Genomic DNA, 22,221 nt, shown 5'->3' on the forward strand with positions numbered 1-22,221 from the left:
AGTGCGGCCCGGCGCGGTCACCAGGTGACCGGCACGCTCGAAACCCCGCCCGTGAGGCGGTTGGAGCGCACGTCGAGGTCGTCGACGTCCACGGCCAGGCGCAGGTTCGGGACGCGGCGGAACAGCGTGCTGAACACCACGCGCAGCTCGGTGCGCGCCAGGCTCGCGCCGATGCAGAAGAACCCGCCGTAGCCGAAAGCGATGTGGGAGTTGGGTTTGCGGTCGGCGTCGAACTCCTCGGGGTCGGCGAACACGCTCGCGTCGCGGTTGGCCGAGGAGGTCGAGATCATCACGGCGTCACCGCGCTGGATGGCGACACCGCCGATCTCCACGTCCTCGTGGGCGTAGCGCAGCAAGCCCAGGCCACCCGGCGCGGACATCCGCAGGATCTCCTCGACGGTGCCGTGCACGCGGCCCTCGGGGTCGGCGGCCAGCGCGTCGCGGCGCGCGGTGTCGGTGAGCAGGAACAGCACGCCGAGGTCGATGCGGTTCGACGTGGTCTCGTGGCCGGCGAAGAGCAATCCCGCACCCAGCCGGGCGAGGTCGTCGTCGGTGAACGTCGGGTCGTCGGCCTGCGCGGCGACGAGGTCGGACACGACGTCCTGCGCCGGCTCCGCGCGCTTCTTGTCGGCCAGCTCGCCCATGTAGGCGGCGAACTCGTCCATCGCGCGCTTCGCGTCGCCGCCGCTGTCGAGCACGCCGATACGGTCGGACAGGTCGCGGAACTTGTCGCGGTCGGCGTACGGCACACCGAGCAGCTCGCAGATCACCAGCACCGGCAAGGGGAACGACAGGAAGTCGTGCAGGTTCACGGGTTCGCCGCCCGCGGCGTCGTGCGCGGCTTCGAGCTCGTCGAGGCACCGGTCGGCGAGCTCCTGGATGTGCTCGCCGAGCTTGCGCATCCGGTTGGCCGAGAACGCCGGCACCAGCAGGCGCCGCAGCCGCGCGTGCTCGGCCTCTTCGTTCTCGTAGTCGCCCTGCGGGCCGCTCAGCACCGCGGCGTCCGACACCGCCGAGGCCTCCTCCGGCTTCGGGTGCGAGCGGCCGAAGCGCGCGTCGGCGAACACCGCGCGGGCGTCGGCGAACCGCGTCACGAGCCAGGCAGGGTCGCCGGCCGGCGTGGTCACGCGCGCAATCGGGCCTTCGCGGCGCAGAACCTGGTACAGGGGCGCGATCTCGAGCACGTTGGGCCGGTCGAACGGCAGCCGCGGCGCACGCTCGGTGGTGGTCATCGGGTCTCCTCCTCGGGTGACGGTTTCCGGGCCCGCGCACGCACCGTCGCGAGCCAGCTCAGTTCCTGCTCGGCCCGGCGGCCGACCTCGGCCAGCACCAGCCGGCTCCACGGGTCCTCCTGCGCCTCGGCGAGCTTGGTGAGGCGCTCGCGCTGGGCGGCGAGCGCGTGTTCTCGCGCGTCGAGCACGCGCCGGCGTTCCTCGGGTTCGAGCCAGCCGAACCCCGCGAGCCGTGCGAAGAACTCGGCAGGGTCACCGGCGAGCTCGGCGGGCAGGTCCGCGAGCAGGTCGTGCAGCAGCTCTCGGCCGACATCGGTGATCGTGTACACGTGGCGCGGCGGCTTGCCCTCGTGCGCTTCGTCGACGCGCGTGACCGCGCCGGCTTCGGCGAAGCGGCGCAGCGTCGGGTAGAGCGAGTTGTTCGACAGCGCGCGGCCACTGGATTCCTCGACCTGCTTGCGCAGCTCGTATCCGTGCAGGGGCTGCGCGGCGAGCTTGGCGAGGAGCAGGACGTCGATCCACATCTAGGTCACCGTAACCTAGGTCTTGGTAACTGATCAACAGCCGAACGGCGGCAGCCGGGGGAAAATCCCCGTCACGCGTGGAGCACAGCGGCGCCGGTGAACCGGCCCGCGGCGAGGTCCGCGAGAGCTTGATCAGCGTCGGCCAGCGCGTACGGACGAGTGGTCACTTCGAGGTGGTGGCGGCCGGCGAAGTCCAGGAACTCCCGCGCGTCGGCGCGGGTGTTGGCCGTGACGCTGCGGACCTGCCGCTCCTGGAACAGGTGCCGCTGGTAGTTCAGCTCCGGCACGTCGGTGAGGTGGATCCCGGCGATTGCGAGCGTGCCGCCGCGGTCGAGCGCGGCGAGCGCCACCGGCACGAGCCCGCCCGCCGGTGCGAACAGGATCGCCGCGTCCAGCGGTTCAGGCGGCGAGGCGTCCGCGGGACCGGCCGAAGCCGCGCCCAGCTCGAGCGCGAGCTCTTGCGCCGCCCGGCCGCGGGTCAGCACGTGGACCGTGGCGCCCTGCGCGAGCGCCACCTGCGCCGCGAGGTGCGCGCTGCCGCCGAAGCCGTACAGACCGAGCCGGCCGCCCTCGGGCACCTCGGCCCGCTGCAGCGCGCGGTAGCCGATGAGCCCGGCGCACAGTAGGGGCGCCAGTTCGTCGTCGGTGTACCCGGCGGGCAGGTGGTGGGCGTAGGCCGCCGGGACGACCGTGTATTCGGCATACCCGCCGTCGGCGTCCCAGCCCGTGTACCGCGACTGCGGGCACAGGTTTTCCGCGCCCCGCAAGCAGAACTTGCACTCGCCGCACGTGTGACGCAGCCACGCGACACCGACGCGGTCGTCGAGCGCGAACCCGCTCGCCGTGTCCCCCTTCGCGACGACCTCACCGACCACCTCGTGCCCCGGGGTCACCGCGGGCCGGTGCACCGGCAGATCACCTTCGGCGACGTGGAGATCGGTGCGGCACACGCCGCACACCAGCACCCGCACCAGCAGCTCGTCCGGCGCCGGTTCGGGGACCGGGACGCTCGAAAGGCGCAGCGGGCCGGTGCCGATCGGGCCCGGCGTGGTGACGCGCCACGAGCGCATGGTCGCGGGCAGTCCCGTCATGACCGCTCCTTCGTCCGGGAACCCGAACGTACCGCGCGCGACGCGGGGCGGCGGGCTCTCCGCCGCCCCGCACCACCCGGTCGGTCAGCGGCCGCTCCACTGGAAGGTGACGGTGGCGCCGGCGCCCACGGTCGCGTCGAACGAGCGGTCACCGGAGACGACGGTGAACTTCTGCTCGGTCTTCGCGGTGTTCAGCGCGACCACGGTGGTCGAGTGGTCGGGGTTCGTGAACGCGACCGCCTCGATCGGCGTGCTGCTGCCGCTGGTGTAGACCACGGACGAGGCGATGTGCACCGAGCCCGGCGGCACGAACTTCGAGAAGTGCTCGATATCGCGGTACTGGTCGTTGTAGGTCACGGCCTTCGTCTGCGAGTTCACGGTGATGGTACCGTTACAGGTGCCGCAGCCGCCCAGGTGCGGGCCGTGGTTCTCGTCGAGCGCGATGTTCCAGTCGATCGAGCTGCGGCCCCAGTTCTGCATCACGCCGAGGATCGTGGACGAGTCGCCGCCCTCGCACTCGGTCATGAAGATGTCTTTGCCGGGAAACGATGCCTTGAGCGGTGTCTGCGCGTCGGACGAGCCGTAGTAGCAGTGGTAGGCGGTGCCGGCCATCCACTTCGCGGCCGGGGTGGACAGCAGGTCGTACGGGTACTCCGGCTGCGGGTCCTCCCCTGCCCGCTGGTGCGAGGCGATGTCACCGGGGTGCTCGCTCCAGTTGTGGTCGAAGCCGAGGATCTTCGTGTCGAGCCCGGCGGCGCGGATGGCGGGGCCGAGGGCCTCGATCACCTTCGCTTCCTGCTGCCACGGCAGGTCGGTGCCCGGGTAGTTGTTGCGCTCCAGGGCCTGCGGCTCGTTCTGCACGGTCAGGTAGTCCACGTGCACGCCCGCCTTGCGGTAGGCCTGCAGGAACTTCACCAGGTACAGCGCGTATGCGCGGTAGATCTTCGGCGAGTCGATGAGCTTGCCGTCGATCATCGAGCCGGACGTCTTCATCCAGCCCGGCATGCTCCACGGGCTGGCGACGATCTCCAGCTGCGGGTTCAGCTTCTTCGCCTGGCGCACGAGCGGGAGGATCTGCGCCTCGTCGTGGGCGATGGAGAAGTGCTTCATGTCGTAGTCGGTCTGCCCGGACGGCAGGTCGTCGTAGCTGTAGTCCTGGCCGACGGCGAAGTCCGACGCGCCGATGGGCTGGCGCAGGAAGCTGATGCCCGCGCCGGCGCGCGGGTCGAAGAGGTTCTTCATGACCTCGTCGCGATTGCCCGGCGTGAGGCCGTAGAGCACCTGGGCCGACGAGTCGGTGATGGCCGCGCCGAAGCCGGACACCGTCTGGAACTTCACGTTCGGATCGATGCGGACCGTCGTCGGCGCCGCCGCGGCCGGGCTCTGCCAGCTCAGCTGCGTATCGACGGGCGTGGCGTCACCGGGGTTCGTGAGCCACTCGTGGACGGTCCGCGACACGGCGGCAGGGGCCTGGGCGGCGGGCGCCGCCGGCGTGATCTCGGGCCCGGAGGCGGCGGTCGCCGACCCGGCCGCCACGGTCACGGCGGCCAACGCGGCCGTCACCGAACACAGCACTCTTCGCAAGCGCGGCATGCAGATTCCTTCGTTTCACGGGGAAAACCCAGCGGACACGGCACCTGATCGGCACCGTGGGGAACCCGTGCCCGCGTTGGCGGCCGCGACCGGGGTCCGCACCGACACAACCAAACCGCGGGCGCGGTGACAAGATCCCCGCCCCGGTTTCCCATCGTTGGGGCGGTTTGTCCGCACGTCCGGCCCCTCCTCGTGCCGCTGACCGGCAACCGTGCGCGGGTTCCCGTTGTCGGGCAAGGCAATTCAGCCCACTGAACGCGGACTCGTTACGGTGGCCCGATTCCCGCACCGCTGACGTGAGGAGACCCCGGTGAGCACCCTGCGCCACGGCTTGTACCTGCCGCCGTTCGGACCGTTCGGCGACCCGGCGGTTCTCGTCGAGCTCGCCGTGCGGGCCGAGGCCGCAGGCTGGGACGGGGTGTTCCTGTGGGACCACGTCGTGCCCGGCGCGCCACCGATCGCGGACCCGTGGACCACGCTCGGCGCGATCGCCCAGGCGACAAGCACGATCCTTCTCGGCCCGATGGTCACTCCCCCGGCACGGCGCCGGCCGTGGGTGCTCGCGCGACAGGCCTCGACCGTCAGCCGCCTCTCGCGCGGCCGCCTCATCCTCGGCACCGGCCTCGGCTCCGACGAGACCGGCGACTTCAGCCGCTTCGGCGAACCCCTCGGCCCGCGCTCGGCGAAGTTCGACGAGGCTCTGGCGGTCGCCCGCGCGATCTGGTCGGGCGCCGAGGTGCACCACCGCGGCGAGCACTTCCACGTCGACCTCGACGCCGGCGCACCCGAACCGCACCCCATCCCCGTCTGGACCGCGATGTCCACCGACCACCCGCGCGTCCTCACCCGCGCCACCACGGGCGACGGCATCTTCCCGCTGGCCGGCCCGCACCCACCGCCGCCGGAGGAGCTGGCCCGGCTGGTCGCCGCCGTGCGCCCTGCCGGCCGCCCCTTCGATGTCGCGGTGGCCGGCAACGCCAGCCCGGCCTGGGACCAACCCCCGACGGTCGACCTCGTTGCGCTGACCGAGGCTGGCATGACCTGGTGGCTCGAATCCCTGATCCACTTCGACCCCCTCGACCTTTCGTTGGCCGTCGTCGACGCCGGGCCGCCACGCCGGTGACGCCTCGGGCTGCCAGGCGGGGCCGGGGCTGTTACGTTCGGACGAACCACGGTTGAGCACCCAGCCGTCACCAGACCCTGTCCCGGCCGCAAGCCGGGCACCCGGCCTGCTGGGTGCTCGTCCGGCCCGGCGGGCCCGTGATCGCGGAGGGAACCGTCGTGACCGACGACCTCAGAGCGGCCGGCGCGCGACGCCTGCCCACGCTCCACATCACCACCACGACCGCCGCCGGCACGATGGTGGTCACCGCCGCCGGGGAGATCGACACCGCGGTGTCTGACACGCTGCGCGACAAGCTCGTCGCGGCCCTGGAAGCCCGCCCCGACGTGCTCGTCGTGGACCTGTCCGAGGTGCCGTTCTGCGACTCCAGCGGCCTTTCGGTGCTGATCGACGTCCGGGGCCGCGCGACCGAGGCCGGGATCCCGTTCCGCATCGTCACCCAGCAGCGCGGCCTGCTGCGGCCGATCGGGTTGCTGCACCTCGACTCGGTGCTGGAGATCCACCCGAACCTGGCGGCGGCCACCGGTAGCGTCCCCTCGTCGTAGTGCGAGCCCGCGGCAGTGGGCCTAATGTCCTCACATGAGCGATCTGCCACGGTTTCCTGACGACTCCACGCCGCCTTCCTTCTCCGGCGAACCCCCACGTCCGGCCGTGCCCAACACCATCACGGTCGCGTTCTGGGCGTTCGTCGCCTCGACCGTGATCGGCATCGTCGCCGCCCTGCTGCTGTTCGGGCAGAAGGACGACCTCGTCGACGCCGCCCGCCGCACCAATCCCAACCTCGACCAGGCGCAGCTCGACCAGGCCGCGAACATCGCGCTCATCGTGGCGGTCGTGATCGCGGTCATCATCGCGCTGCTGTACCTGCTGTTCGCGGTGAAGCTGCGCGCCGGTCGCAACTGGGCGCGGATCGTGCTGACCGTGCTCACGGCGCTGCAGGTCCTGTCGCTCCTCACTGGCAATGGCGGCACCTGGCTGAGCTACCTCTCGGCGCTGGCAGCCGTGATCGGCGTCGTGTTCTCGTTCCTCGGCGATTCCAACGCCTACATAGCGGCGGGCAAGCAGGTTCGGAGGTAACCACTCCGGCAGCGGCTGGCGGCTCTAGTGCACGTGCACTACTCTGGGTCTTGGTTGAGTCACCAGCCGCCGCGATTTCACCGCGCTCCGGGAGCGTTGGCGCCGATCGGCTGGGATGCCCGAACTCCGGCCCGGGTCGGCCGTGACCCGGGTGCGCGTTCTACGAGAGGCGGGCCGCGATGAGCGCCCTACGCCGCACGAAAGCTCCTTCCGCCAGGGTCGGCCACGTCGACCCGAAACGCCTGCTCGACCTGCACGTCCACCGGCCCGTGCCAGGCGTGTCCGTGGTGGAGGTGGTGGGCGAGGTGGATCTCTGCACCGCCCCGCACCTCGCCGAGGTCGTCGAAGCCAGGATCCGCAGCACGGTCGGCGTAGTGATCATCGACCTCGGCCGCACCACGTTCCTCGCCGTCGCCGGCCTGAAGGTCCTGCGCCGCATGCAGCTGCTGGCCGAGCTCCTCGACACCGACTTCTACGTGGACCCCGGCGACTCCCACCCGGCTCGCCGCCTGCTTCAGCTCATGCCACTCGGCTGCGAACGCCCCGGCGCCGCAGCGGGCCTCTCACCCGTCCACGTCCCCGGCCAGCGGCGGCTCACCACCTGACGGTTTCCCGGCGCACATCCCTGGCCGCGGACCCGGGATCCGATGGCAAGATCACCACGGGGACCACCACCGCGGACGCCGGGAGAGCACCATGCGCATCGGTTTCACCCTGCCCCAGTTCGGCCCGTTCGCCGGAGACGGCTCGGGCGTCACCCGCTTCGCCCGGCGTGCCGAGGAGCTCGGTGCCGCGAGCCTGTGGGTCGGCGACCGCCTGCTCGCACCGGTGCACCCGACGGTCGGGTACGGCGGCTCCGACGCGATCCCGGCCGAGTTCGCCGTGCGGCTCGACCCGTTCGCGCTGCTGGCCGCCGCGGCCGCGGTGACCGAGCGGGTGCGGCTCGGCACCAACGTGCTCAACGCGCCCTGGTACCCGCCCGCTCTGCTCGCGCGCTCGCTCACCACGATCGACGCGCTCAGCGGTGGCCGGCTGGTCCCTGGGCTGGGCACGGGCTGGTCTCCCGAGGAGTACGAGGCCGTGAACGTGCCGATGACCGAACGCGGCGCGCGCCTCGACGAATGCCTCGACGCCCTCGAAGCACTGTGGACCACCGATCCCGCCGAATACCGCGGCCGGCACTGGACCGTGCCCGAAACCCACGACTCGTTCAAGCCGCTCCGCACGCCGCCGGTGTACCTCGCCGGGTACGCGCCGGCCGCGATGCGCCGGATCGCGCGGCGGGCGGCTGGCTGGCTGCCGGTGATCACGCCGCCGGCCGAGTACGACCCGGCGACCGCGATCCTGGCGCCGCTGGCGAACCTGCGGCAGCTGGCCGAGGAGGCCGGCCGTGACCCCGCGGAACTGGGCGCGATCCTGCGCGTCTACCCGCGGGCCGGCGCCGGCGTGGCGGACGTGGTCACGGCCATCGAGCGCACCGCCCAGGACACCGAGCTTCGCGACGTGTTCGTCGACCTCACCTTCACCGCGCGCAGCACCGACCACGCCCTCGAGCTCGTGGAGACGATCTTGGGGCAGACCTCCCACGAGCCCGCGTGACGCGTTCACCCTCCGTTGGTTGCCCGCCGGGGTCCGGACTGCCGAAGATGTCGGGATGATCGAGCGCCACCACCACCGGCACGAGTCCGACGAGAACGACGGACTCGCCGAGGCCGCCCAGCACGCCGGCTTCGACCTCGGGACCGACGTCGCCCAGCCGGTGGCCGGGCACGAGCACAACGCCTTCGACGCGGAGGTCGACCTCGGCGTGGACGGCGAGCCGCCGGAGCTGCGCGGCTGACCGAAGATCATCCCCGGGTACGAAGATGGCCCCCGACCGGAGCCAGGTCGGGGGCCATCGTCTCGGGCCGGTGCGCTGTGCCCGCCTCTCGGCAGATCGCGCGACGCGGCGCAGGCCGGATGCCGAGGCAGCCGGACGGAACACCGCCTCGACGAGGGGTGAGCCCGGCGGACACGAAACGCATCGACCGCCTCTTTCAACATCACGAGCGGCGATCGCTATTCCCGCTCAGGCGGGCCCTGGTCCGGGGTCGCGGAAGTCGTCCGGGCTGACCTCGTCGAGCAGGTCGCGGAACTGGCGGATCTCGTCCTCGGTGCCCACGCCCGGCTCGCCGCCGAGCGCTTCGGCCGGGTCCTCGCCGCCGGCCACCGTCACGTCCACCGCGGCCTCGGCGAGCACGGCCTCGGCGACGTCGATGGGTGCGTGGGCGCGCAGCCCGACCGCGATCGCGTCGCTGGGCCGCGCCGACACGCGCACACCGTCCGAGAGCACCAAGTCGGCGTGGAAGATGCTGTCGCGCAGCTCGGTGACCTCGACGCTCGTGACTTGCCGGCCGAACGCCGACACCACCTCGAGGATGAGCTCGACCGTGCCCGGCCGGGCCGAGGTCACCTGCTCCTGCGCGGCGGCGAGTTCCTGCGCCTCCGGTGCGCCGATGGTGATGGCCAGCCAGCGGCGCTGCCCCGTTTCCTCGCGCAGCAGCACCACCGGCGCCACCTCCTGGGCGACAACGGCGAGACCCTGGACCCGCACTTGCACCATGTGATTCACCCGCTTCCGGACTGAGATCCCCCTGGGGGACATACCCAGTGTCGCGCGCGGGCACGCGTACCCGCGCGGGGCGGGGTCAGGTAAAACTGGACACGGCGGCCACGAACTCGGCCGCCACGTCGTAGAGCTTGCGGTTTCCGTCCTGCGAACGCTTCACGAGCCGTTGGAAAGCTTCCTCGGCCGTGATGCGGTGAGCGGCCATCAGGATGCCTTTGGCCTGGTCGATGACGGCACGCGTGTCCAGCGCGCGGTTGAGCTGCGCCACCAGCTCCTGCGCGTCGAAGTAGCGCCGCGCGCTGCGCAGGCCGAACACCACCGTGGCGGTGTAGAGCTCCAGGATTTTCACCTCGAGGTCGCTGAACCCGTGTTCGCCGAACCCGAACAGGTTCATCGCGCCGCTGATGTCGCCGTCGACGGTGAGCGGGGCGGCGAGGAAGCTCGCCACGCCGAGTTCGTCGGCGGCCGAGGCGAACTGCGGCCACTGGTCGGCCACCGCGCCGACGCCGACCCGCACGGGCGCCCCCGTCTCGGCCGCGCGCAGGCACGGCCCGTCGCCGATGCGGTACTGCTCGCGGTCGAAGTTCACCGCGCGCTGGTCGGTGCTGGCGACGGTCTCCCCGACGCCGTCCCGCACCAGCGTGATGCTGGCCATGTCTGCCCCGGCCACCACACCGACCACGTGCTCGCAGACCGCCTGCAGCATCTGGCCGAGATCGAGTTCCTGGTGGTCGAGCATCGCGGTCAGCGACTCCATCGCCACGGTGACTTCGTCAAGCCGCGCGGATAGCCGTTCCTGGCCGCCGGTCATGTTTCCCAGACCCTTCTCTTGGGTACTTGACGGGCGCTGCAGACCAGGCGAGACCCGGGCGCGCGCCACTACTGGCCGCTAGCGCTTTAACGGGTCCTCGGGCGACATTACTGCATCCCGATCACCTGTCCGGCACGCGGTGCCGCTCCCTCTCACCACCCCGTACGAGTCGCGAAACCGAGGTGTCGAAGCCTGACCGAGTGGGTATGCGGGGGGCATGGAGAACGAAGCAGCCGGCAGCTCGCCGAGCCAAGGGATGCCGGCGGTCGACAACCTGCTCGCCGAGGTGGTCGAGCTGCGTCTGCCCGCCGAGACCGCGCAGATCCCGCTGGTACGGATGCTGGCCCAGGCGGTGGCCGCGCGCGCCGACTACGGGCTCGACGCGATCGCCGACGCGAAGATGGCTGTCGACGAGGCCTGCGCGCAGCTCGTGGAACTCGCCGACTTCGGCGAGACCATGACCTGCCGCTTCCACGTGGCACCCGAGGGCATCGCGATCACCGTGGAGACCCGCACCGGGCACGCGCGGCTGCCGAGCGAGCGCAGCTTCGGCTGGCACGTGCTCACGACGCTGGCCGCCGCCGTGTCATCGACCAACACCACGGCTCCCGACGGCGTCGGCAACACCCTGGCGATCCACCTCGAGCTGGGCCCGGGGACGGCCAGGTGAACCAGCAGCCGATCACCCGGCGCCGGGACGAGTACGCCCACACGGTGCCGCTGTTCGAAGAGTTCGTCGCCCTCGACGCGGACGATCCGCGCCGCCCGCGCCTGCGCGAGCAACTGGTGACGGAGTTCCTCCCGGTCGCCGAGCACATCGCCACGCGCTTCACCGGCCGCGGCGAGCCGCGCGAGGACCTCGTGCAGGTGGCCCGCATCGGGCTGCTCAACGCCATCGACCGGTTCACCCCGGACCGCGGCCCGGACTTCCTCTCCTTCGCCGTGCCCACGATCATGGGCGAGATCCGCCGCCACTTCCGCGACACCGGCTGGTCCGTGCGCGTGCCGCGCCGGCTGAAGGAACTGCACCTCGCCCTGAGCCACGGCTCGAGCGCGCTGTCTCAGACCCTCGGCCGCGCGCCGACGCCGACGGAGCTCGCGGAGCACCTCGGGCTCGACGTCGACGAAGTCCACGAAGGTCTCATCGCCGGCAACGCCTACCAGACGCTGTCGGTCGACAAGCCCGTGCACGACGACGCGGAACCCCTCTCGCTCGCGGACACCCTCGGCGAGGAAGACGCGGAACTCGAGCACATCGAAAACCACGAGGCGCTGGAACCGCTGCTTCGCGAACTGCCGCAGCGCGAGCGCGCGATCCTCGTGATGCGCTTCTTCGGCGGTCTCACGCAAACCCAGATCGCGCACCGCGTGGGCATTTCCCAGATGCACGTCTCGCGCCTGCTGTCACAGACTCTGGAACAACTTCGCGGAAAACTCACCACCGACCCGTGAGCACGGTTATAACGGAAATCTTTTCACCGAGAACGCCGAAAACCGCCACACGGCAACGGAAATCCCCCCATCGCAGGGCACTCGTTCCCGTTACCGAAGCGCGATTTCTTCACCCGCCGGAGCGACCCCGTTGTCCACCCCTTCGTCTTCTGCAAGGATTCATTCCCTTCCACGACGAAGGAGTGTCCGGTGGCTTCGATCCTCAACCCGTACATCAGCTTCCGCGACGACGCCCGGCAGGCGATGGAGTTCTACCAGGACGTGTTCGGCGGGACGCTGACCGTGAACACGTTCGGGGAATCCGGCATGCCGGACTCCCCCGCGGCGAACAACATCATGCACGCTCAGCTCGAAACCGAGAACGGGTTCACGTTGATGGCGGCCGACACGCCGCCGGGCATGGACCACAACCCCGGCACCAACATCTCGGTCAGCCTCAGCGGCGACGACGGCGACCAGCTGCGCGGCTACTGGGCCAAGCTCTCCGACGGCGGCAACGTCGCGGTGCCGCTGGAGAAGCAGATGTGGGGCGACGAGTTCGGCATGTGCGTCGACAAGTTCGGCATCGGCTGGATGGTCAACATCACGCAGCCGCAGGGCTGAGCGCACCCGGCGGCACCCGGGCTGCCGCGGCCGCCGCCGGGTGACCGCCGCGTGTCCGGCAACCGTACGGGGAGGAGACGTGATGCGGGTCGTGATCGTCGGGGGCGGGTTCGCCGGGTACAACGCGGCGAAGCGGCTGCGCAGGACCGCGGACGACGACGTGGAAGTGGTGGTGGTCAACCCCACCGACTACTTCCTCTACCTGCCGCTGTTGCCGGAGGTCTCGGCCGGGCTGCTCGACCCGCGCAGCATCACCGTCTCGATCCCCGGAACCCTGCGCGGCGTGCGGCTGGTGCTGGGCACGGTGACCACTGTGGACTTCGACGCGCACACGATCGGCTACACCGACCCCGAGGACCGCGGCCACGAGCTGTCCTACGACCGGCTCGTGCTCGCAGCCGGCAGTGTGAACAAGCTCCTGCCGATCCCGGGCGTAGCCGAGACCGCCCACGGGTTCCGCGGGGTGCCGGAGGCGCTCTACCTGCGCGACCACATCACCCGTCAGATCGAGCTCGCCGCCGCGGCCGACGATCCGGAGGAGCGCACGGCTCGCTGCACGTTCGTGGTCGTGGGCGCCGGCTACACCGGCACCGAGGTCGCGGTCCAGGGTCCGGCGTTCACCGAGGCGCTCGCCGCGCGCCACCCCGAGCTCACGGGGCAGCCGGTGCGCTGGCTGCTGCTCGACATCGCCGACCGCGTGCTGCCCGAACTGGCGCCACGCCTGGGCAAGACCGCCGACACGGTGCTGCGCGAGCGCGGCGTCGAGGTCCTGATGAAGACGTCGGTGAAGGACGCCACCGCCGACGCCGTCACGCTCACCACCGGCGAACGCGTCCCGACGCGGTCGCTCGTGTGGTGCGTCGGGGTGCGGCCCGACCCGCTCGTCGCCGATGTCGGCCTGCCCACCACCAAGGGCCGCGTCGTGGTGACCGCGCAGCTCGGCGTGCCGGGCTACCCGGACGTGTTCGCGTGCGGCGACGTCGCGGCCGTGCCCGACCTGACACGGCCGGGCGAGTGCACGGCGATGACCGCGCAGCACGCGCAACGCCAGGGCAAGCTCGCGGGGACGAACGTCGCCGCGTCACTCGGGTACGGCCGGCCCGGCACCTACCGCCACCACGACCTCGGGTTCGTGGTCGACCTGGGCGCCGGCCGCGCGGCGGCCAACCCGCTGCACGTGCCGCTTTCGGGCTGGCCCGCGAAGATCGTGACCCGCGCGTACCACCTGCTGGCGATGCCGGGCAACCGCCTGCGCACCGCCACCAACTGGGGACTCGCGACGGTGAGCCGCCGCCCGACCGTCCAACTGGGACTGGTCCGGGGCTCGTCTGTGCCGCTGGACACCGACTCCCCCGAGGTACCGCACCGCCGACACTGAGTCCACTATGGAACTCATCGGTTCCACAGTGGACAGATCAGGCCTTCACCTCGACGGACGCGCCCACCGGCAGCCCGGCGAAGAACACCGCCGAGTCGGCGTCGGCCAGGTGGATGCAGCCGTGGGAGGGCTTGTCCAACGGCCCGGCGTGGAACGCGATCCCGCCGGCCGCGAAAAACACCGAGTTCGGCATCGGGTCGCCGTACTCGCTGCTGGTGTGCACCTTGTCCTTCCACGCGACCTTGAAACTGCCCACGGGCGTCGGCTGGCTCGCGTCGCCCGGTTCCATCGCGACCGGTCCGCGCACGACCACGCCGTCCTTGAGCAGCCACGCGAGCCGCAGTGACAGGCTCGCGCACGCGCCGGTCGTGACCGCGCACGGCGGGGGCGGGGGCGGAGGCGGAGTGGTCGACGTGGGCGTGGTCTCCGTGGTGGCGGGCGCGAGGCTCGAGGTCTCGGCCAGCGGCGTGGGGGTGGTGGTGGCCGCCTGCGGCGCGGCGCACGCCGTCATCGCGGCCGCGACGGCCACCAGCACTCCCGTCGCGAAGGTCTTTCCCTGCATCGACAACTCCTGTCGTCCCGGTCCACCGTGATCAACGGGTGAGCGGGCGGGAAGGTTGAGTCCGTGACCGCGGACACTACCGACAAGAAATGTTGACGCGTCATCAAAGCCTGGTAGGTTCGACGCCAGGAACTCGCGAGGAAGTGGACATGGAACTCGGTATCTACAGCTTCGGCGACCGGACGCCCGACCCGGTGACCGGTGAGCAGGTGTCGGTGGCGCAGCGGCTCGCCGAAACGGTGGAGCGCATCAAGCTCGCCGACGAGCTCGGTCTCGGGTTCTACGGCCTGGGCGAGCACCACCTGGAGCACTACGCCATCTCGAACCCCGCCACCGTGCTGGCCGCGGCGGCGAGCGTCACCGAGCACATCACGCTCGCGAGCGCGGTCACGGTCCTCTCCACCGAGGACCCGGTGCGCCTGTACCAGCAGTTCACGACGCTCGACCAGCTCAGCCGCGGCCGTGCGGAACTGCTTGCCGGGCGCGGGTCGTTCACCGAGTCGTTCCCGCTCTTCGGTGCCGACCTCGGCGACTACGACGAGCTGTTCGAAGAGAAGCTCGCCCTGCTGCTGCGCATCGACCGCGAGGACCCGATCACGTGGTCGGGCCGCTTCCGCCCGCCGCTGAACGACGCGCACATCTACCCGCGCCCGTACGGCCGGCGCCTGCGCATCTCCGTCGGCACCGGCGGAAACCCGGAGTCCTCGATCCGCGCCGGGCTGCTCGGCCTGCCCGTGGTCTACGCCGTGATCGGCGGCGAGCCGGAGCGCTTCGCGCCGCTCGTGGACCTCTACCGCCGCGCGGCCGCGGCCGGCGAGCACGCCGACGACGAGCACGACGTGACCATGGGCGCCATCGGCTTCGTCGCCGAGAACTCCCAGGACGCCAAGGAAACCTTCTACCCGTACTGGCTCGAGACGATGAAGTGGGGCGCGCGTTCGCGCGGCTGGGCCGTGCCCACGCGCCGCGAGTACGACCAGTACACCGAGGGCGCCCGCGCACTGTTCGTCGGCAGCCCGAACGAGGTGGCCGAGCGCATCATCAGCGTCGGCAAGCTGACCGGCGCCGACCGCTACGCCATGCAGATGGACTGGTCGGGCGTGCCGCACGCGAAGGTGATGAAGGCGATCGAGCTGCTGGGCACCGAGGTGCTCCCGCAGATCCGCAAGGAGTTCGGCTGAGGCCCGAGCACCGGGAAGAGCCTCAGCAGAACTGCTTCGCCCCGCCGGCCAGCCGCGCCGCCCGCTCCACCGCCACGTGCAGCAGATCGGTTGGGGCGCAACACGTTTCCACCAGTCCGGCGACGAGCGCCGCCTCCGGCGTGAACGTGCGCTCGCCCGAGCGGACCGTGCGCCAGACCGGGCCGGCGTGGCGGCGCAACACCGCCTCGACGGCGGGCGGCACGTGCGCGGCCGCGCCGAGTCCGAGCCGCCCCTGAGCCATCACGCGCAGGTCGGTGGCCGCCGCCAGGGCGTAGCCGGCGCCCAGCGCGTCTCCGCCGATCGCGGCGACGACCGGGCTCGGGTGGTTCGCGATGGCGAGCACGGCCCGCTCCAGCCGGTCCGCCGTGCCGGCGAAGCCGCGGGCGAACACGTCGTCACCGCCGGTGAGGACGACCGCGTACGAGCCGCCGATGTAGCCCAGCGCGGCGGTGATCCGGTCCAGCGTCTCGGGAACCATGCTCCCGCAAGGGTTCTCGTGCATCCGGACCACCGCGACGCCGTGGTCGTGCTCCAGGTCGATCATGCGCCGTCCTCCCCGCACCCGATCGCAGCGCCCCACGCGAGACCGCTCACGACGGGATGTCGATGCCGTAGTCCCGGATCTTGCGGTAGATCGTGGCCCTCGACATGCCGAGGGAGTGGGCCGCGCGGGACTTGTTCCCGTCGGCGTCGAGGAGGCTGCGCACGATCGCGTCGCGCTCCAGCGACTCCAGCGGGTTGAGCACGCGCTTGACCACCGTCCGGCACTCCGGCGGCAGGTCCTCGGGCTCGATCACGCCGGCGCGGCGGGTGTGCACGACCTTGCGCAGCACCTGCCGCAGCTGGGCGACGTTGCCCGGCCACTCGTTGCGCAGGAGCAGTTGCAGCGCGGCCGGCGAGCAGTGCAGCAGCGGGCCCTTGCCGAGCTGCGCGAGCAGGAACGGCACGAGCACGCGCACGTCCTCGATGTGGTGGCGCAGCGGCGGCACCGTGACCGACGTCGGGAAGTGGCGCATCAGGTCGGTGTCGAGACCGTCCTGCTCACCCTCCGACACCGTCGCGACGCCCCACACGCGGGCGTCGAGCCGCGCGTCGTCGAGCACCGCGGCCAGTGCCCGCTGCTCCTGCTGCGAGAGCTTGTCCAGGTGGCGGAACACCACCGTGCCCGGGCCCTTGCGCAGCGCGCGCCGCACCGGGACCTCCCACTCCCCCGGCTTGATGCCGTCGAGCTCCACGACCTCGCACGGCGCGCTCGCCGTGGAGCCGGAATGTGCGGCTCGGGCGACGGCGAGCTTGCCGCTGCCGGGTCCGCCCTCGACCACGGTCCACTTCCGGTCGCGCGCGAAGCGGCCGACCGAGTGACACGCCCGCACCCACAACGCGCCCGTGCCGACGATGCCGGGCAGCACGGGCTGGCGCGTGTCGGTGCGCGCGGACACGACCTCGGGCTCCTGCAGCAGCCGGGCCCGCACGACGCCGCCGGCCGGGCCGACATCGCTCGAGACCGGCGTGTACGACAGCCGCGCGCGGGCGCCGCTGGGCAGGTCCATCGACAGCGAGCGGTCCGACTGCGAGCTCAGCGCCTCGACGGCCCGGGCCAGCAGCGCGGCCTGGTCCTCGGGCACGAGCAGCTGGCGGGCGTGGTCGTTGAGCATCACGAGATCGTTGTTGACCGCGAGCACGATCCCCTGCCCGCGCCGGCACGCCCGCAGGTACGCCGAGAACAGGCTCAGCTCGCGCAGGCCGACCTGGGTGGTCAGCTCCGTCTCGATGTCGTGCGCGGTCGCCTTGGCCAGCGCCAGCAGCAGCGGGCCGGCGTCCTTCTTCCAGCACGTGAGATCCAGCAGGCCGAGGACCTGGCCCGAGATCGGGTGACGGATGGGCACGCCGGCGCACGCGAGCGTGTCGAGGTTCTCCGCGTAGTGCTCGTGACCGAACACCGCGGTCGCCTGCCTGCCTTCGAGCGCCGTGCCGATCCCGTTCGTGCCGACGAACTCCTCGGCGTAGCTGAACCCGCGCGCGAGCTGCACCCCGTCGAGGTAACGCTCGAGCGCGCGGTCCTCCGTCCGGCGGTCCAGCACCAGCGCCTGGTCGTCGGTGAGCACCACGCTCACCGCGAGGTCGCTCAGCTTGTCCTCCAGGGCGTCGAGCACCGCGCCCGCGCTCTGCAGCAGCGGCGTCTCGAGGTTGGGATCCTCCACATACGGAGTTTTCACGTGGTCGGCGGCCACCCGGTGCGTCCGGGACCGCCACCACGACGCGAGGATCGTCTTGCGGACACTTTCCGCGTCGACCTCCTCCGTGGACAAGAACTGCTCCCTGGCGTTCGCCAGCCTGTCCGGCGACGAAATGGAGGCGCCTGCGTCGGTCAAAGCCTCACCTCCCGGCAGTAGGGCGTCGTGCGCCCCGGCCAGGCACACGACGTCGTGTGCCAGTCACCATAACGGCAGCGCAGACCACTGCCTGTCTCATATTGAGACCACCATCACAGGGTACTCGCGGTGTCATTCCCTGCATCCGGACGGCGACGTGCGAGCTGCATCCGGTGCCCGGCGGCCAGGCGGCCGGGGACCGGATCACCACCCGCGAGCGGCGCGAACCAAGCCGAGCCAGGAACTGCCGACGACCGATCAGGTGGAGGTACACGGCGTGAGTCGACAAAGTCTGAGCAAGGCCCACAAGAAGATCACGGAACTGTCGTGGGAACCGACCTTCGCGACCCCCGCGAAGCGCTTCGGGACCGACTACAAGTTCGACAAGGCCCCCAAGAAGGACCCGCTCAAGCAGATCCTTCGTTCCTACTTCCCGATGGAGGAGGAAAAGGACAACCGCGTGTTCGGCGCCATGGACGGCGCCATCCGCGGCAACATGTTCCGCCAGGTCCAGGAACGCTGGATGGAGTGGCAGAAGCTGTTCCTGTCCATCATCCCGTTCCCGGAGATCTCGGCCGCCCGCGCGATGCCGATGGCGATCGACGCGGTGCCGAACCCCGAGGTGCACAACGGCCTCGCGGTGCAGATGATCGACGAGGTTCGCCACTCGACGATCCAGATGAACCTCAAGCGCCTCTACATGAACCACTACATCGACCCCGCCGGGTTCGACATCACGGAGAAGGCGTTCTCGAACAACTACGCCGGCACGATCGGCCGGCAGTTCGGCGAGGGCTTCATCACCGGTGACGCGATCACCGCCGCCAACATCTACCTGACGGTGGTGGCCGAGACCGCGTTCACGAACACCCTGTTCGTCGCCATGCCGTCGGAGGCCGCGGCCAACGGCGACTACCTGCTGCCCACGGTGTTCCACTCCGTGCAGTCCGACGAGTCCCGCCACATCAGCAACGGCTACTCCATCCTGCTGATGGCGCTGGCGGACGAGGACAACCGGACGCTGCTCGAGCGCGACCTGCGCTACGCGTGGTGGAACAACCACTGCGTGGTCGACGCGGCCATCGGCACCTTCATCGAGTACGGCACGAAGGACCGCCGCAAGGACCGTGACAGCTACGCGGAGATGTGGCGTCGGTGGATCTACGACGACTACTACCGCAGCTACCTCATCCCGCTCGAGAAGTACGGCCTGAAGATCCCCCACGACCTCGTCGAAGAGGCGTGGAACCGGATCATCAACAAGCACTACGTGCACCGCGTGGCGCAGTTCTTCGCCACCGGGTGGCCGGTGAACTACTGGCGCATCGACCCGATGACCGACACCGACTTCGAGTGGTTCGAGTCGAAGTACCCGGGCTGGTACAACCAGTTCGGCAAGTGGTGGGAGGCGTACAACCGCCTGCGCTACCCGGGCAAGAACAAGCCGATCGCGTTCGAGAACGTGGGCTACGAGTACCCGCACCGCTGCTGGACCTGCATGGTCCCCGCCCTCATCCGCGAGGACATGGTGACCGAGAAGGTCGACGGCCAGTGGCGCACCTACTGCTCGGAGACCTGCGCCTGGACCGACACCACGGCGTTCCGCGGCGAGTACGAGGGCCGCGAGACCCCGAACATGGGCCGGCTCACGGGCAAGCGCGAGTGGGAGACGCTCTACGACGGCATGGACCTCGCCGACATCATCTCCGACCTCGGCTACGTCCGCGACGACGGGAAGACTCTCATCCCGCAGCCGCACCTCGACCTCGACGACCCGAAGAAGCTGTGGACTCTCAACGACGTCCGCGGGATCACCTTCGGCAGCCCGAACATCGCGCTCAACAAGATGTCGGACGCCGAGCGCGAGGCGCACATCGCCGCGTACAAGGCGAACCCGAACGTCACGGTGGCCTGAGGCCGCACCCCGAAACGGTCCCCGCCGGGGTTCCCGGGTTCGAATCCCGGGTGCCCCGGTGGGTACCCCCATCCCCAGGAGCGGCGTCCATGGGCGACAAGCACAAGATCCGGTTCGAACCGGTCGGCATCGACATCGAGGCCGACGAGGACGAGACCATCCTCGATGCGGCCTTCCGGCAGGGCGTCATGCTCATGCACGGCTGCAAGGAGGGGCAGTGCTCGGCGTGCAAGTCCTTCTTGCTCGAGGGTGACCTGCAGATGGACCGGTACTCCACGTTCGCGTTGGCCGACTACGAAAGCGAGGAAGGGTTCGTGCTGCTCTGCCGAGGGCACGCGTACTCCGACCTCGAGATCGAGCTGACCAACTACGACGAGGACATGATCCGGTCCGGCCTGCCGGTCGTCACGGCGGGAACCACGGTGGAGTCGATCACCGACCTGACCCACGACATCTCGCTCGTCCGCCTGAAGGTGGACGAGGACGCGGGCATCCGGTTCCACCCGGGGCAGTACGTGGACATCAAGATCCCGGGCACGGACGAGCACCGTTCGTTCTCCATGGCCAACGTCACGGTGGCCGGCGGGATCCTCGAGTTCATCATCAAGCGCTACCCCGGTGGCAAGTTCTCCGGGCTGCTCGAAGGACCCCTGTCCGCCGGCGACCCGCTGGAGGTGACCGGGCCGTACGGCACGTTCACCCTGCGGGTCAGCTCCGACCGGCGGCTGGTCTTCGTCGGCGGTGGGGCCGGGATGTCCCCCATTCTGGCGCTGCTGCGGCAGATGGCGGAAAGCGGCAACGAGCGGGAGGTCGTGTACTACTACGGCGCCCGCACCGAGCGGGACCTCTTCCACCTCGACGAGATGGCGGAGCTCGCCCGGCAGCTGCCGAAGTTCCGGTTCGTGCCGTGTCTGTCCGACACCGCTCCCGAAGGCTGGCCGGGTGACGGCGAAGGCGAAACCGGGCTCGTGACCCAGGTGCTCGAACGGCGGGAGGACAACATCGCCGAATGCGACGTGTACCTGTGCGGCCCGCCGCCGATGATCGACGCGGCCCTGCCCCTGCTGGAAAGCCTGGGTGTGCCGTCAGATCAGGTCTTCTACGACAAGTTCACGATCACGGCCGCGGCGGAGGACTGACCACCGCGGGCCGATCCCACCCGAAGCAGGCCACACACACAGAGAGGTGTGCTCATGGTCAGTACGGAAAAGCCCCAGCAGAGCTTCCCGAAGCCGGAGTTCACGGGCGCCGAAGCCGGGCTGCTGGACTTCCCGAGCTCGAAGAGCCGAAGCTACAACTACTTCAAGCCGCGCAAGATGCGTGCGACGATTTACGAGGACGTGACCTTCGACGTCCAGCCCGACCCCGAGCGGCACCTCTCCCAGGGCTGGATCTACGGCTTCGCGGACGGCCCCGGCGGCTACCCGAAGGAGTGGACGGAGCTCAAGTCGGGCAACTGGCACGAGTTCCTCGACCCCAACGAGGAGTGGGAACAGACGATCTTCCGGAACAACTCCAATGTCGTCCGGCAGATCCAGCTCAACCTCGACAACGCCAAGAAAGCCGGCGCCTACCAGAACTGGGCGCCGAGCTGGAGCAAGTTCGTCGAACGGCATCTGGGTGCCTGGATGCACGCCGAGCACGGGCTCGGCATGCACGTGTTCTGCTCGGAGCAGCGCTCGGCGCCGACGAACATGATCAACAACGCGATCGCCGTGAACACCGCGCACAAGCTGCGTTTCGCTCAGGACCTCGCGCTCTACAACCTGGACCTGACCGAGTCGGGGATCGACTTCGACGGCGCGGTGCACCGTTCGGTGTGGCACGAGGACCCGGCGTGGCAGGGCGTGCGTGAGAACGTCGAGCGCCTCACGGCGATCGGAGACTGGGCCGAGTCGCTGTTCGCCGCCAACGTGGTGTTCGAGTCCCTGGTGGGTGAGCTCTTCCGCAGCCACCTGGTGATGCAGGTGGCCGCCCGCAACGGCGACTACGTCACGCCGACGGTGGTCGGTGCCGGCGAGCACGACTACGGGCGCGACCGCTCCTACACCCGGGCCCTGTTCAGCATGCTCACCAGCGACGCCGAGCACTCCGCGCAGAACAAGCGGGTGCTCACGTCGTGGCTCGAGAAGTGGGTGCCGGTGTCCGAGGCCGCCGCCCGCACGCTGCAGCCGATCTGGTCGCAGCCGCAGGAGAAGGTCGTGACCTTCGCCGAGTCCTGGGACCGCTCGGTGGCCAGCCTGCGCAGCCTCCTGTCCGACCTCTCCCTCGACGAACCGAAAGGGCTGCTTTCATGACCGCGAGCAGGCAGTTTAGCGTCGACCGCACCGCGTCGAACATGTGCGGCGTCACCCTGATGAACAACCAGAACGGCTACGTCGTGGCTGAGGTCATGCGCAGCAAGCCGGGCATCACGGTGGCGGAGTACCCGTCCATGATCCGCCTCGACGGCACGAACAAGATCGTCTTCAACTGGGACGAGATCTCCGAGGCGATCGGCTTCGACTTCGGGCAGACCGACTTCGAGGAGATCATGTCGACCCACTACGGGCGCATGGTCCACCTCGACGACGAGACGGTGCTGTTCGCCAACCCGGAGGACGCGGCCGAGTACATCGACTTCGACCTCGAACCGGTCGAGTAGCCCGCGCACGGACACCGGTTCGCCCCGAGGGGGG

General features: G+C 70.3%; 24 protein-coding genes. 15 read left to right on the forward strand and 9 right to left on the reverse strand.

Translation table 11 applies throughout. The annotated features are described in order from the left end of the window. Positions 1-17: 17 nt before the first annotated feature. The 4 genes from K1T34_RS46730 to K1T34_RS46745 all read right to left on the reverse strand — a co-directional run bounded on the left by K1T34_RS46730 (position 18) and on the right by K1T34_RS46745 (position 4,440). Positions 18-1,232: a cytochrome P450 gene (locus K1T34_RS46730; RefSeq protein WP_220241205.1), complete on the reverse strand. Its 1,215-nt coding sequence runs from the start codon at positions 1,230-1,232 to the stop codon at positions 18-20. After that, positions 1,229-1,756: a PadR family transcriptional regulator gene (locus tag K1T34_RS46735; protein ID WP_220241207.1), complete on the reverse strand. Its 528-nt coding sequence runs from the start codon at positions 1,754-1,756 to the stop codon at positions 1,229-1,231. The genes K1T34_RS46730 and K1T34_RS46735 overlap by 4 nt, the downstream gene beginning before the upstream one ends. Before the next feature lie 71 nt (positions 1,757-1,827). After that, on the reverse strand, positions 1,828-2,826 hold the full coding sequence (locus K1T34_RS46740; RefSeq protein WP_220247767.1) for a zinc-binding alcohol dehydrogenase family protein: 999 nt from the start codon (positions 2,824-2,826) through the stop codon (positions 1,828-1,830). A 105-nt stretch (positions 2,827-2,931) separates the two neighbouring features. Next, on the reverse strand, positions 2,932-4,440 hold the full coding sequence (locus K1T34_RS46745) for a glycoside hydrolase family 30 beta sandwich domain-containing protein (RefSeq protein ID WP_220241209.1): 1,509 nt from the start codon (positions 4,438-4,440) through the stop codon (positions 2,932-2,934). Between the two features lie 310 nt (positions 4,441-4,750). Here K1T34_RS46745 and K1T34_RS46750 point away from each other — a divergent pair, with 310 nt between their 5' ends. The 6 genes from K1T34_RS46750 to K1T34_RS46775 all read left to right on the forward strand — a co-directional run bounded on the left by K1T34_RS46750 (position 4,751) and on the right by K1T34_RS46775 (position 8,480). After that, positions 4,751-5,563 (forward strand): LLM class flavin-dependent oxidoreductase, encoded by an 813-nt coding sequence (locus tag K1T34_RS46750; RefSeq protein ID WP_220241211.1) that lies wholly within the window; start codon positions 4,751-4,753, stop codon positions 5,561-5,563. A gap of 158 nt (positions 5,564-5,721) precedes the next feature. Then, positions 5,722-6,108: an STAS domain-containing protein gene (locus tag K1T34_RS46755; protein ID WP_255638064.1), complete on the forward strand. Its 387-nt coding sequence runs from the start codon at positions 5,722-5,724 to the stop codon at positions 6,106-6,108. A 34-nt stretch (positions 6,109-6,142) separates the two neighbouring features. Next, entirely contained in the window at positions 6,143-6,640 is a 498-nt protein-coding gene (locus K1T34_RS46760; protein ID WP_220241213.1) for a hypothetical protein, read from the forward strand. A 179-nt stretch (positions 6,641-6,819) separates the two neighbouring features. Then, positions 6,820-7,245, forward strand: a complete 426-nt coding sequence (locus K1T34_RS46765; RefSeq protein WP_255638065.1) for an STAS domain-containing protein — start codon at positions 6,820-6,822, stop codon at positions 7,243-7,245. Positions 7,246-7,336: 91 nt separating this feature from the next. After that, the gene (locus K1T34_RS46770) at positions 7,337-8,239 is read left to right on the forward strand and encodes a TIGR03619 family F420-dependent LLM class oxidoreductase (protein ID WP_220241215.1); all 903 of its coding nucleotides are present in this window, start codon (positions 7,337-7,339) and stop codon (positions 8,237-8,239) included. A 55-nt stretch (positions 8,240-8,294) separates the two neighbouring features. Further along, positions 8,295-8,480: a hypothetical protein gene (locus K1T34_RS46775; RefSeq protein ID WP_220241216.1), complete on the forward strand. Its 186-nt coding sequence runs from the start codon at positions 8,295-8,297 to the stop codon at positions 8,478-8,480. A gap of 228 nt (positions 8,481-8,708) precedes the next feature. On the opposite strand, the gene K1T34_RS46780 is transcribed toward K1T34_RS46775, so the two are convergent. Together K1T34_RS46780 and K1T34_RS46785 are read right to left on the reverse strand one after the other, a co-directional pair. Continuing rightward, positions 8,709-9,242, reverse strand: a complete 534-nt coding sequence (locus tag K1T34_RS46780) for a bifunctional nuclease family protein (protein ID WP_220241218.1) — start codon at positions 9,240-9,242, stop codon at positions 8,709-8,711. An 85-nt stretch (positions 9,243-9,327) separates the two neighbouring features. Beyond that, positions 9,328-10,059 carry an ANTAR domain-containing response regulator gene (locus tag K1T34_RS46785; RefSeq protein ID WP_220241220.1) on the reverse strand — a complete coding sequence of 244 codons (732 nt, stop codon included), beginning with the start codon at positions 10,057-10,059 and terminating at the stop codon, positions 9,328-9,330. Positions 10,060-10,276: 217 nt separating this feature from the next. On the opposite strand from K1T34_RS46785, the gene K1T34_RS46790 reads away from it, so the two are divergent. The 4 genes from K1T34_RS46790 to K1T34_RS46805 all read left to right on the forward strand — a co-directional run bounded on the left by K1T34_RS46790 (position 10,277) and on the right by K1T34_RS46805 (position 13,492). Next, a complete protein-coding gene (locus K1T34_RS46790) occupies positions 10,277-10,729 on the forward strand; it encodes an ATP-binding protein (protein ID WP_220241221.1) in 453 nt (150 codons plus the stop codon). Beyond that, positions 10,726-11,511, forward strand: coding sequence for a SigB/SigF/SigG family RNA polymerase sigma factor (locus K1T34_RS46795; RefSeq protein ID WP_220241223.1), 786 nt, complete (start codon positions 10,726-10,728; stop codon positions 11,509-11,511). Before K1T34_RS46790 ends, K1T34_RS46795 begins: the two co-directional genes overlap by 4 nt. A gap of 189 nt (positions 11,512-11,700) precedes the next feature. Then, the gene (locus K1T34_RS46800; RefSeq protein WP_220241225.1) at positions 11,701-12,114 is read left to right on the forward strand and encodes a VOC family protein; all 414 of its coding nucleotides are present in this window, start codon (positions 11,701-11,703) and stop codon (positions 12,112-12,114) included. A gap of 82 nt (positions 12,115-12,196) precedes the next feature. Next, positions 12,197-13,492 carry an NAD(P)/FAD-dependent oxidoreductase gene (locus tag K1T34_RS46805; protein ID WP_220241227.1) on the forward strand — a complete coding sequence of 432 codons (1,296 nt, stop codon included), beginning with the start codon at positions 12,197-12,199 and terminating at the stop codon, positions 13,490-13,492. Between the two features lie 37 nt (positions 13,493-13,529). Here the strand turns inward: K1T34_RS46805 and K1T34_RS46810 are convergent, their stop codons facing one another. Continuing rightward, entirely contained in the window at positions 13,530-14,054 is a 525-nt protein-coding gene (locus K1T34_RS46810) for a L,D-transpeptidase (protein ID WP_220241229.1), read from the reverse strand. A gap of 149 nt (positions 14,055-14,203) precedes the next feature. Between K1T34_RS46810 and K1T34_RS46815 the strand changes: the two genes are divergently transcribed. Beyond that, positions 14,204-15,235, forward strand: a complete 1,032-nt coding sequence (locus K1T34_RS46815; protein ID WP_220241231.1) for an LLM class flavin-dependent oxidoreductase — start codon at positions 14,204-14,206, stop codon at positions 15,233-15,235. Between the two features lie 22 nt (positions 15,236-15,257). On the opposite strand, the gene K1T34_RS46820 is transcribed toward K1T34_RS46815, so the two are convergent. Both K1T34_RS46820 and K1T34_RS46825 read right to left on the reverse strand, forming a co-directional pair. After that, positions 15,258-15,800 (reverse strand): enoyl-CoA hydratase-related protein, encoded by a 543-nt coding sequence (locus K1T34_RS46820; protein ID WP_220241233.1) that lies wholly within the window; start codon positions 15,798-15,800, stop codon positions 15,258-15,260. A 46-nt stretch (positions 15,801-15,846) separates the two neighbouring features. Beyond that, positions 15,847-17,565 (reverse strand): sigma-54-dependent Fis family transcriptional regulator, encoded by a 1,719-nt coding sequence (locus tag K1T34_RS46825; RefSeq protein ID WP_255638066.1) that lies wholly within the window; start codon positions 17,563-17,565, stop codon positions 15,847-15,849. Positions 17,566-17,905: 340 nt separating this feature from the next. Between K1T34_RS46825 and K1T34_RS46830 the strand changes: the two genes are divergently transcribed. From K1T34_RS46830 to mimD, 4 genes are all read left to right on the forward strand, one after another. Further along, complete coding sequence (locus K1T34_RS46830; RefSeq protein ID WP_220241236.1) at positions 17,906-19,543, forward strand: aromatic/alkene/methane monooxygenase hydroxylase/oxygenase subunit alpha; 1,638 nt, start codon at positions 17,906-17,908, stop codon at positions 19,541-19,543. Positions 19,544-19,632: 89 nt separating this feature from the next. Then, complete coding sequence (locus K1T34_RS46835) at positions 19,633-20,682, forward strand: FAD-binding oxidoreductase (RefSeq protein ID WP_220241237.1); 1,050 nt, start codon at positions 19,633-19,635, stop codon at positions 20,680-20,682. A 54-nt stretch (positions 20,683-20,736) separates the two neighbouring features. Continuing rightward, entirely contained in the window at positions 20,737-21,840 is a 1,104-nt protein-coding gene (locus K1T34_RS46840; protein ID WP_220241239.1) for an aromatic/alkene monooxygenase hydroxylase subunit beta, read from the forward strand. Next, entirely contained in the window at positions 21,837-22,187 is a 351-nt protein-coding gene (gene mimD, locus K1T34_RS46845; protein ID WP_220241241.1) for a propane 2-monooxygenase effector subunit MimD, read from the forward strand. The genes K1T34_RS46840 and mimD overlap by 4 nt, the downstream gene beginning before the upstream one ends. The last annotated feature ends 34 nt before the right edge of the window (positions 22,188-22,221 follow it).

Origin of the sequence: Amycolatopsis sp. DSM 110486, from assembly GCF_019468465.1 — a bacterium.
Lineage (GTDB): Bacteria > Actinomycetota > Actinomycetes > Mycobacteriales > Pseudonocardiaceae > Amycolatopsis.

Bases quoted from the DNA above. Each gene is read 5' to 3' on its own strand.
- K1T34_RS46730 (WP_220241205.1), bottom strand. From the start codon at position 1,232: ATGACCACCACCGAGCGTGCGCCGCGGCTGCCGTTCGACCGGCCCAAC.
- K1T34_RS46735 (WP_220241207.1), bottom strand. From the start codon at position 1,756: ATGTGGATCGACGTCCTGCTCCTCGCCAAGCTCGCCGCGCAGCCCCTG.
- K1T34_RS46740 (WP_220247767.1), bottom strand. From the start codon at position 2,826: ATGCGCTCGTGGCGCGTCACCACGCCGGGCCCGATCGGCACCGGCCCG.
- K1T34_RS46745 (WP_220241209.1), bottom strand. From the start codon at position 4,440: ATGCCGCGCTTGCGAAGAGTGCTGTGTTCGGTGACGGCCGCGTTGGCC.
- K1T34_RS46760 (WP_220241213.1), top strand. From the start codon at position 6,143: ATGAGCGATCTGCCACGGTTTCCTGACGACTCCACGCCGCCTTCCTTC.
- K1T34_RS46765 (WP_255638065.1), top strand. From the start codon at position 6,820: ATGAGCGCCCTACGCCGCACGAAAGCTCCTTCCGCCAGGGTCGGCCAC.
- K1T34_RS46770 (WP_220241215.1), top strand. From the start codon at position 7,337: ATGCGCATCGGTTTCACCCTGCCCCAGTTCGGCCCGTTCGCCGGAGAC.
- K1T34_RS46775 (WP_220241216.1), top strand. From the start codon at position 8,295: ATGATCGAGCGCCACCACCACCGGCACGAGTCCGACGAGAACGACGGA.
- K1T34_RS46780 (WP_220241218.1), bottom strand. From the start codon at position 9,242: ATGGTGCAAGTGCGGGTCCAGGGTCTCGCCGTTGTCGCCCAGGAGGTG.
- K1T34_RS46785 (WP_220241220.1), bottom strand. From the start codon at position 10,059: ATGACCGGCGGCCAGGAACGGCTATCCGCGCGGCTTGACGAAGTCACC.
- K1T34_RS46790 (WP_220241221.1), top strand. From the start codon at position 10,277: ATGGAGAACGAAGCAGCCGGCAGCTCGCCGAGCCAAGGGATGCCGGCG.
- K1T34_RS46805 (WP_220241227.1), top strand. From the start codon at position 12,197: ATGCGGGTCGTGATCGTCGGGGGCGGGTTCGCCGGGTACAACGCGGCG.
- K1T34_RS46810 (WP_220241229.1), bottom strand. From the start codon at position 14,054: ATGCAGGGAAAGACCTTCGCGACGGGAGTGCTGGTGGCCGTCGCGGCC.
- K1T34_RS46815 (WP_220241231.1), top strand. From the start codon at position 14,204: ATGGAACTCGGTATCTACAGCTTCGGCGACCGGACGCCCGACCCGGTG.
- K1T34_RS46820 (WP_220241233.1), bottom strand. From the start codon at position 15,800: ATGATCGACCTGGAGCACGACCACGGCGTCGCGGTGGTCCGGATGCAC.
- K1T34_RS46835 (WP_220241237.1), top strand. From the start codon at position 19,633: ATGGGCGACAAGCACAAGATCCGGTTCGAACCGGTCGGCATCGACATC.
- K1T34_RS46840 (WP_220241239.1), top strand. From the start codon at position 20,737: ATGGTCAGTACGGAAAAGCCCCAGCAGAGCTTCCCGAAGCCGGAGTTC.
- mimD (WP_220241241.1), top strand. From the start codon at position 21,837: ATGACCGCGAGCAGGCAGTTTAGCGTCGACCGCACCGCGTCGAACATG.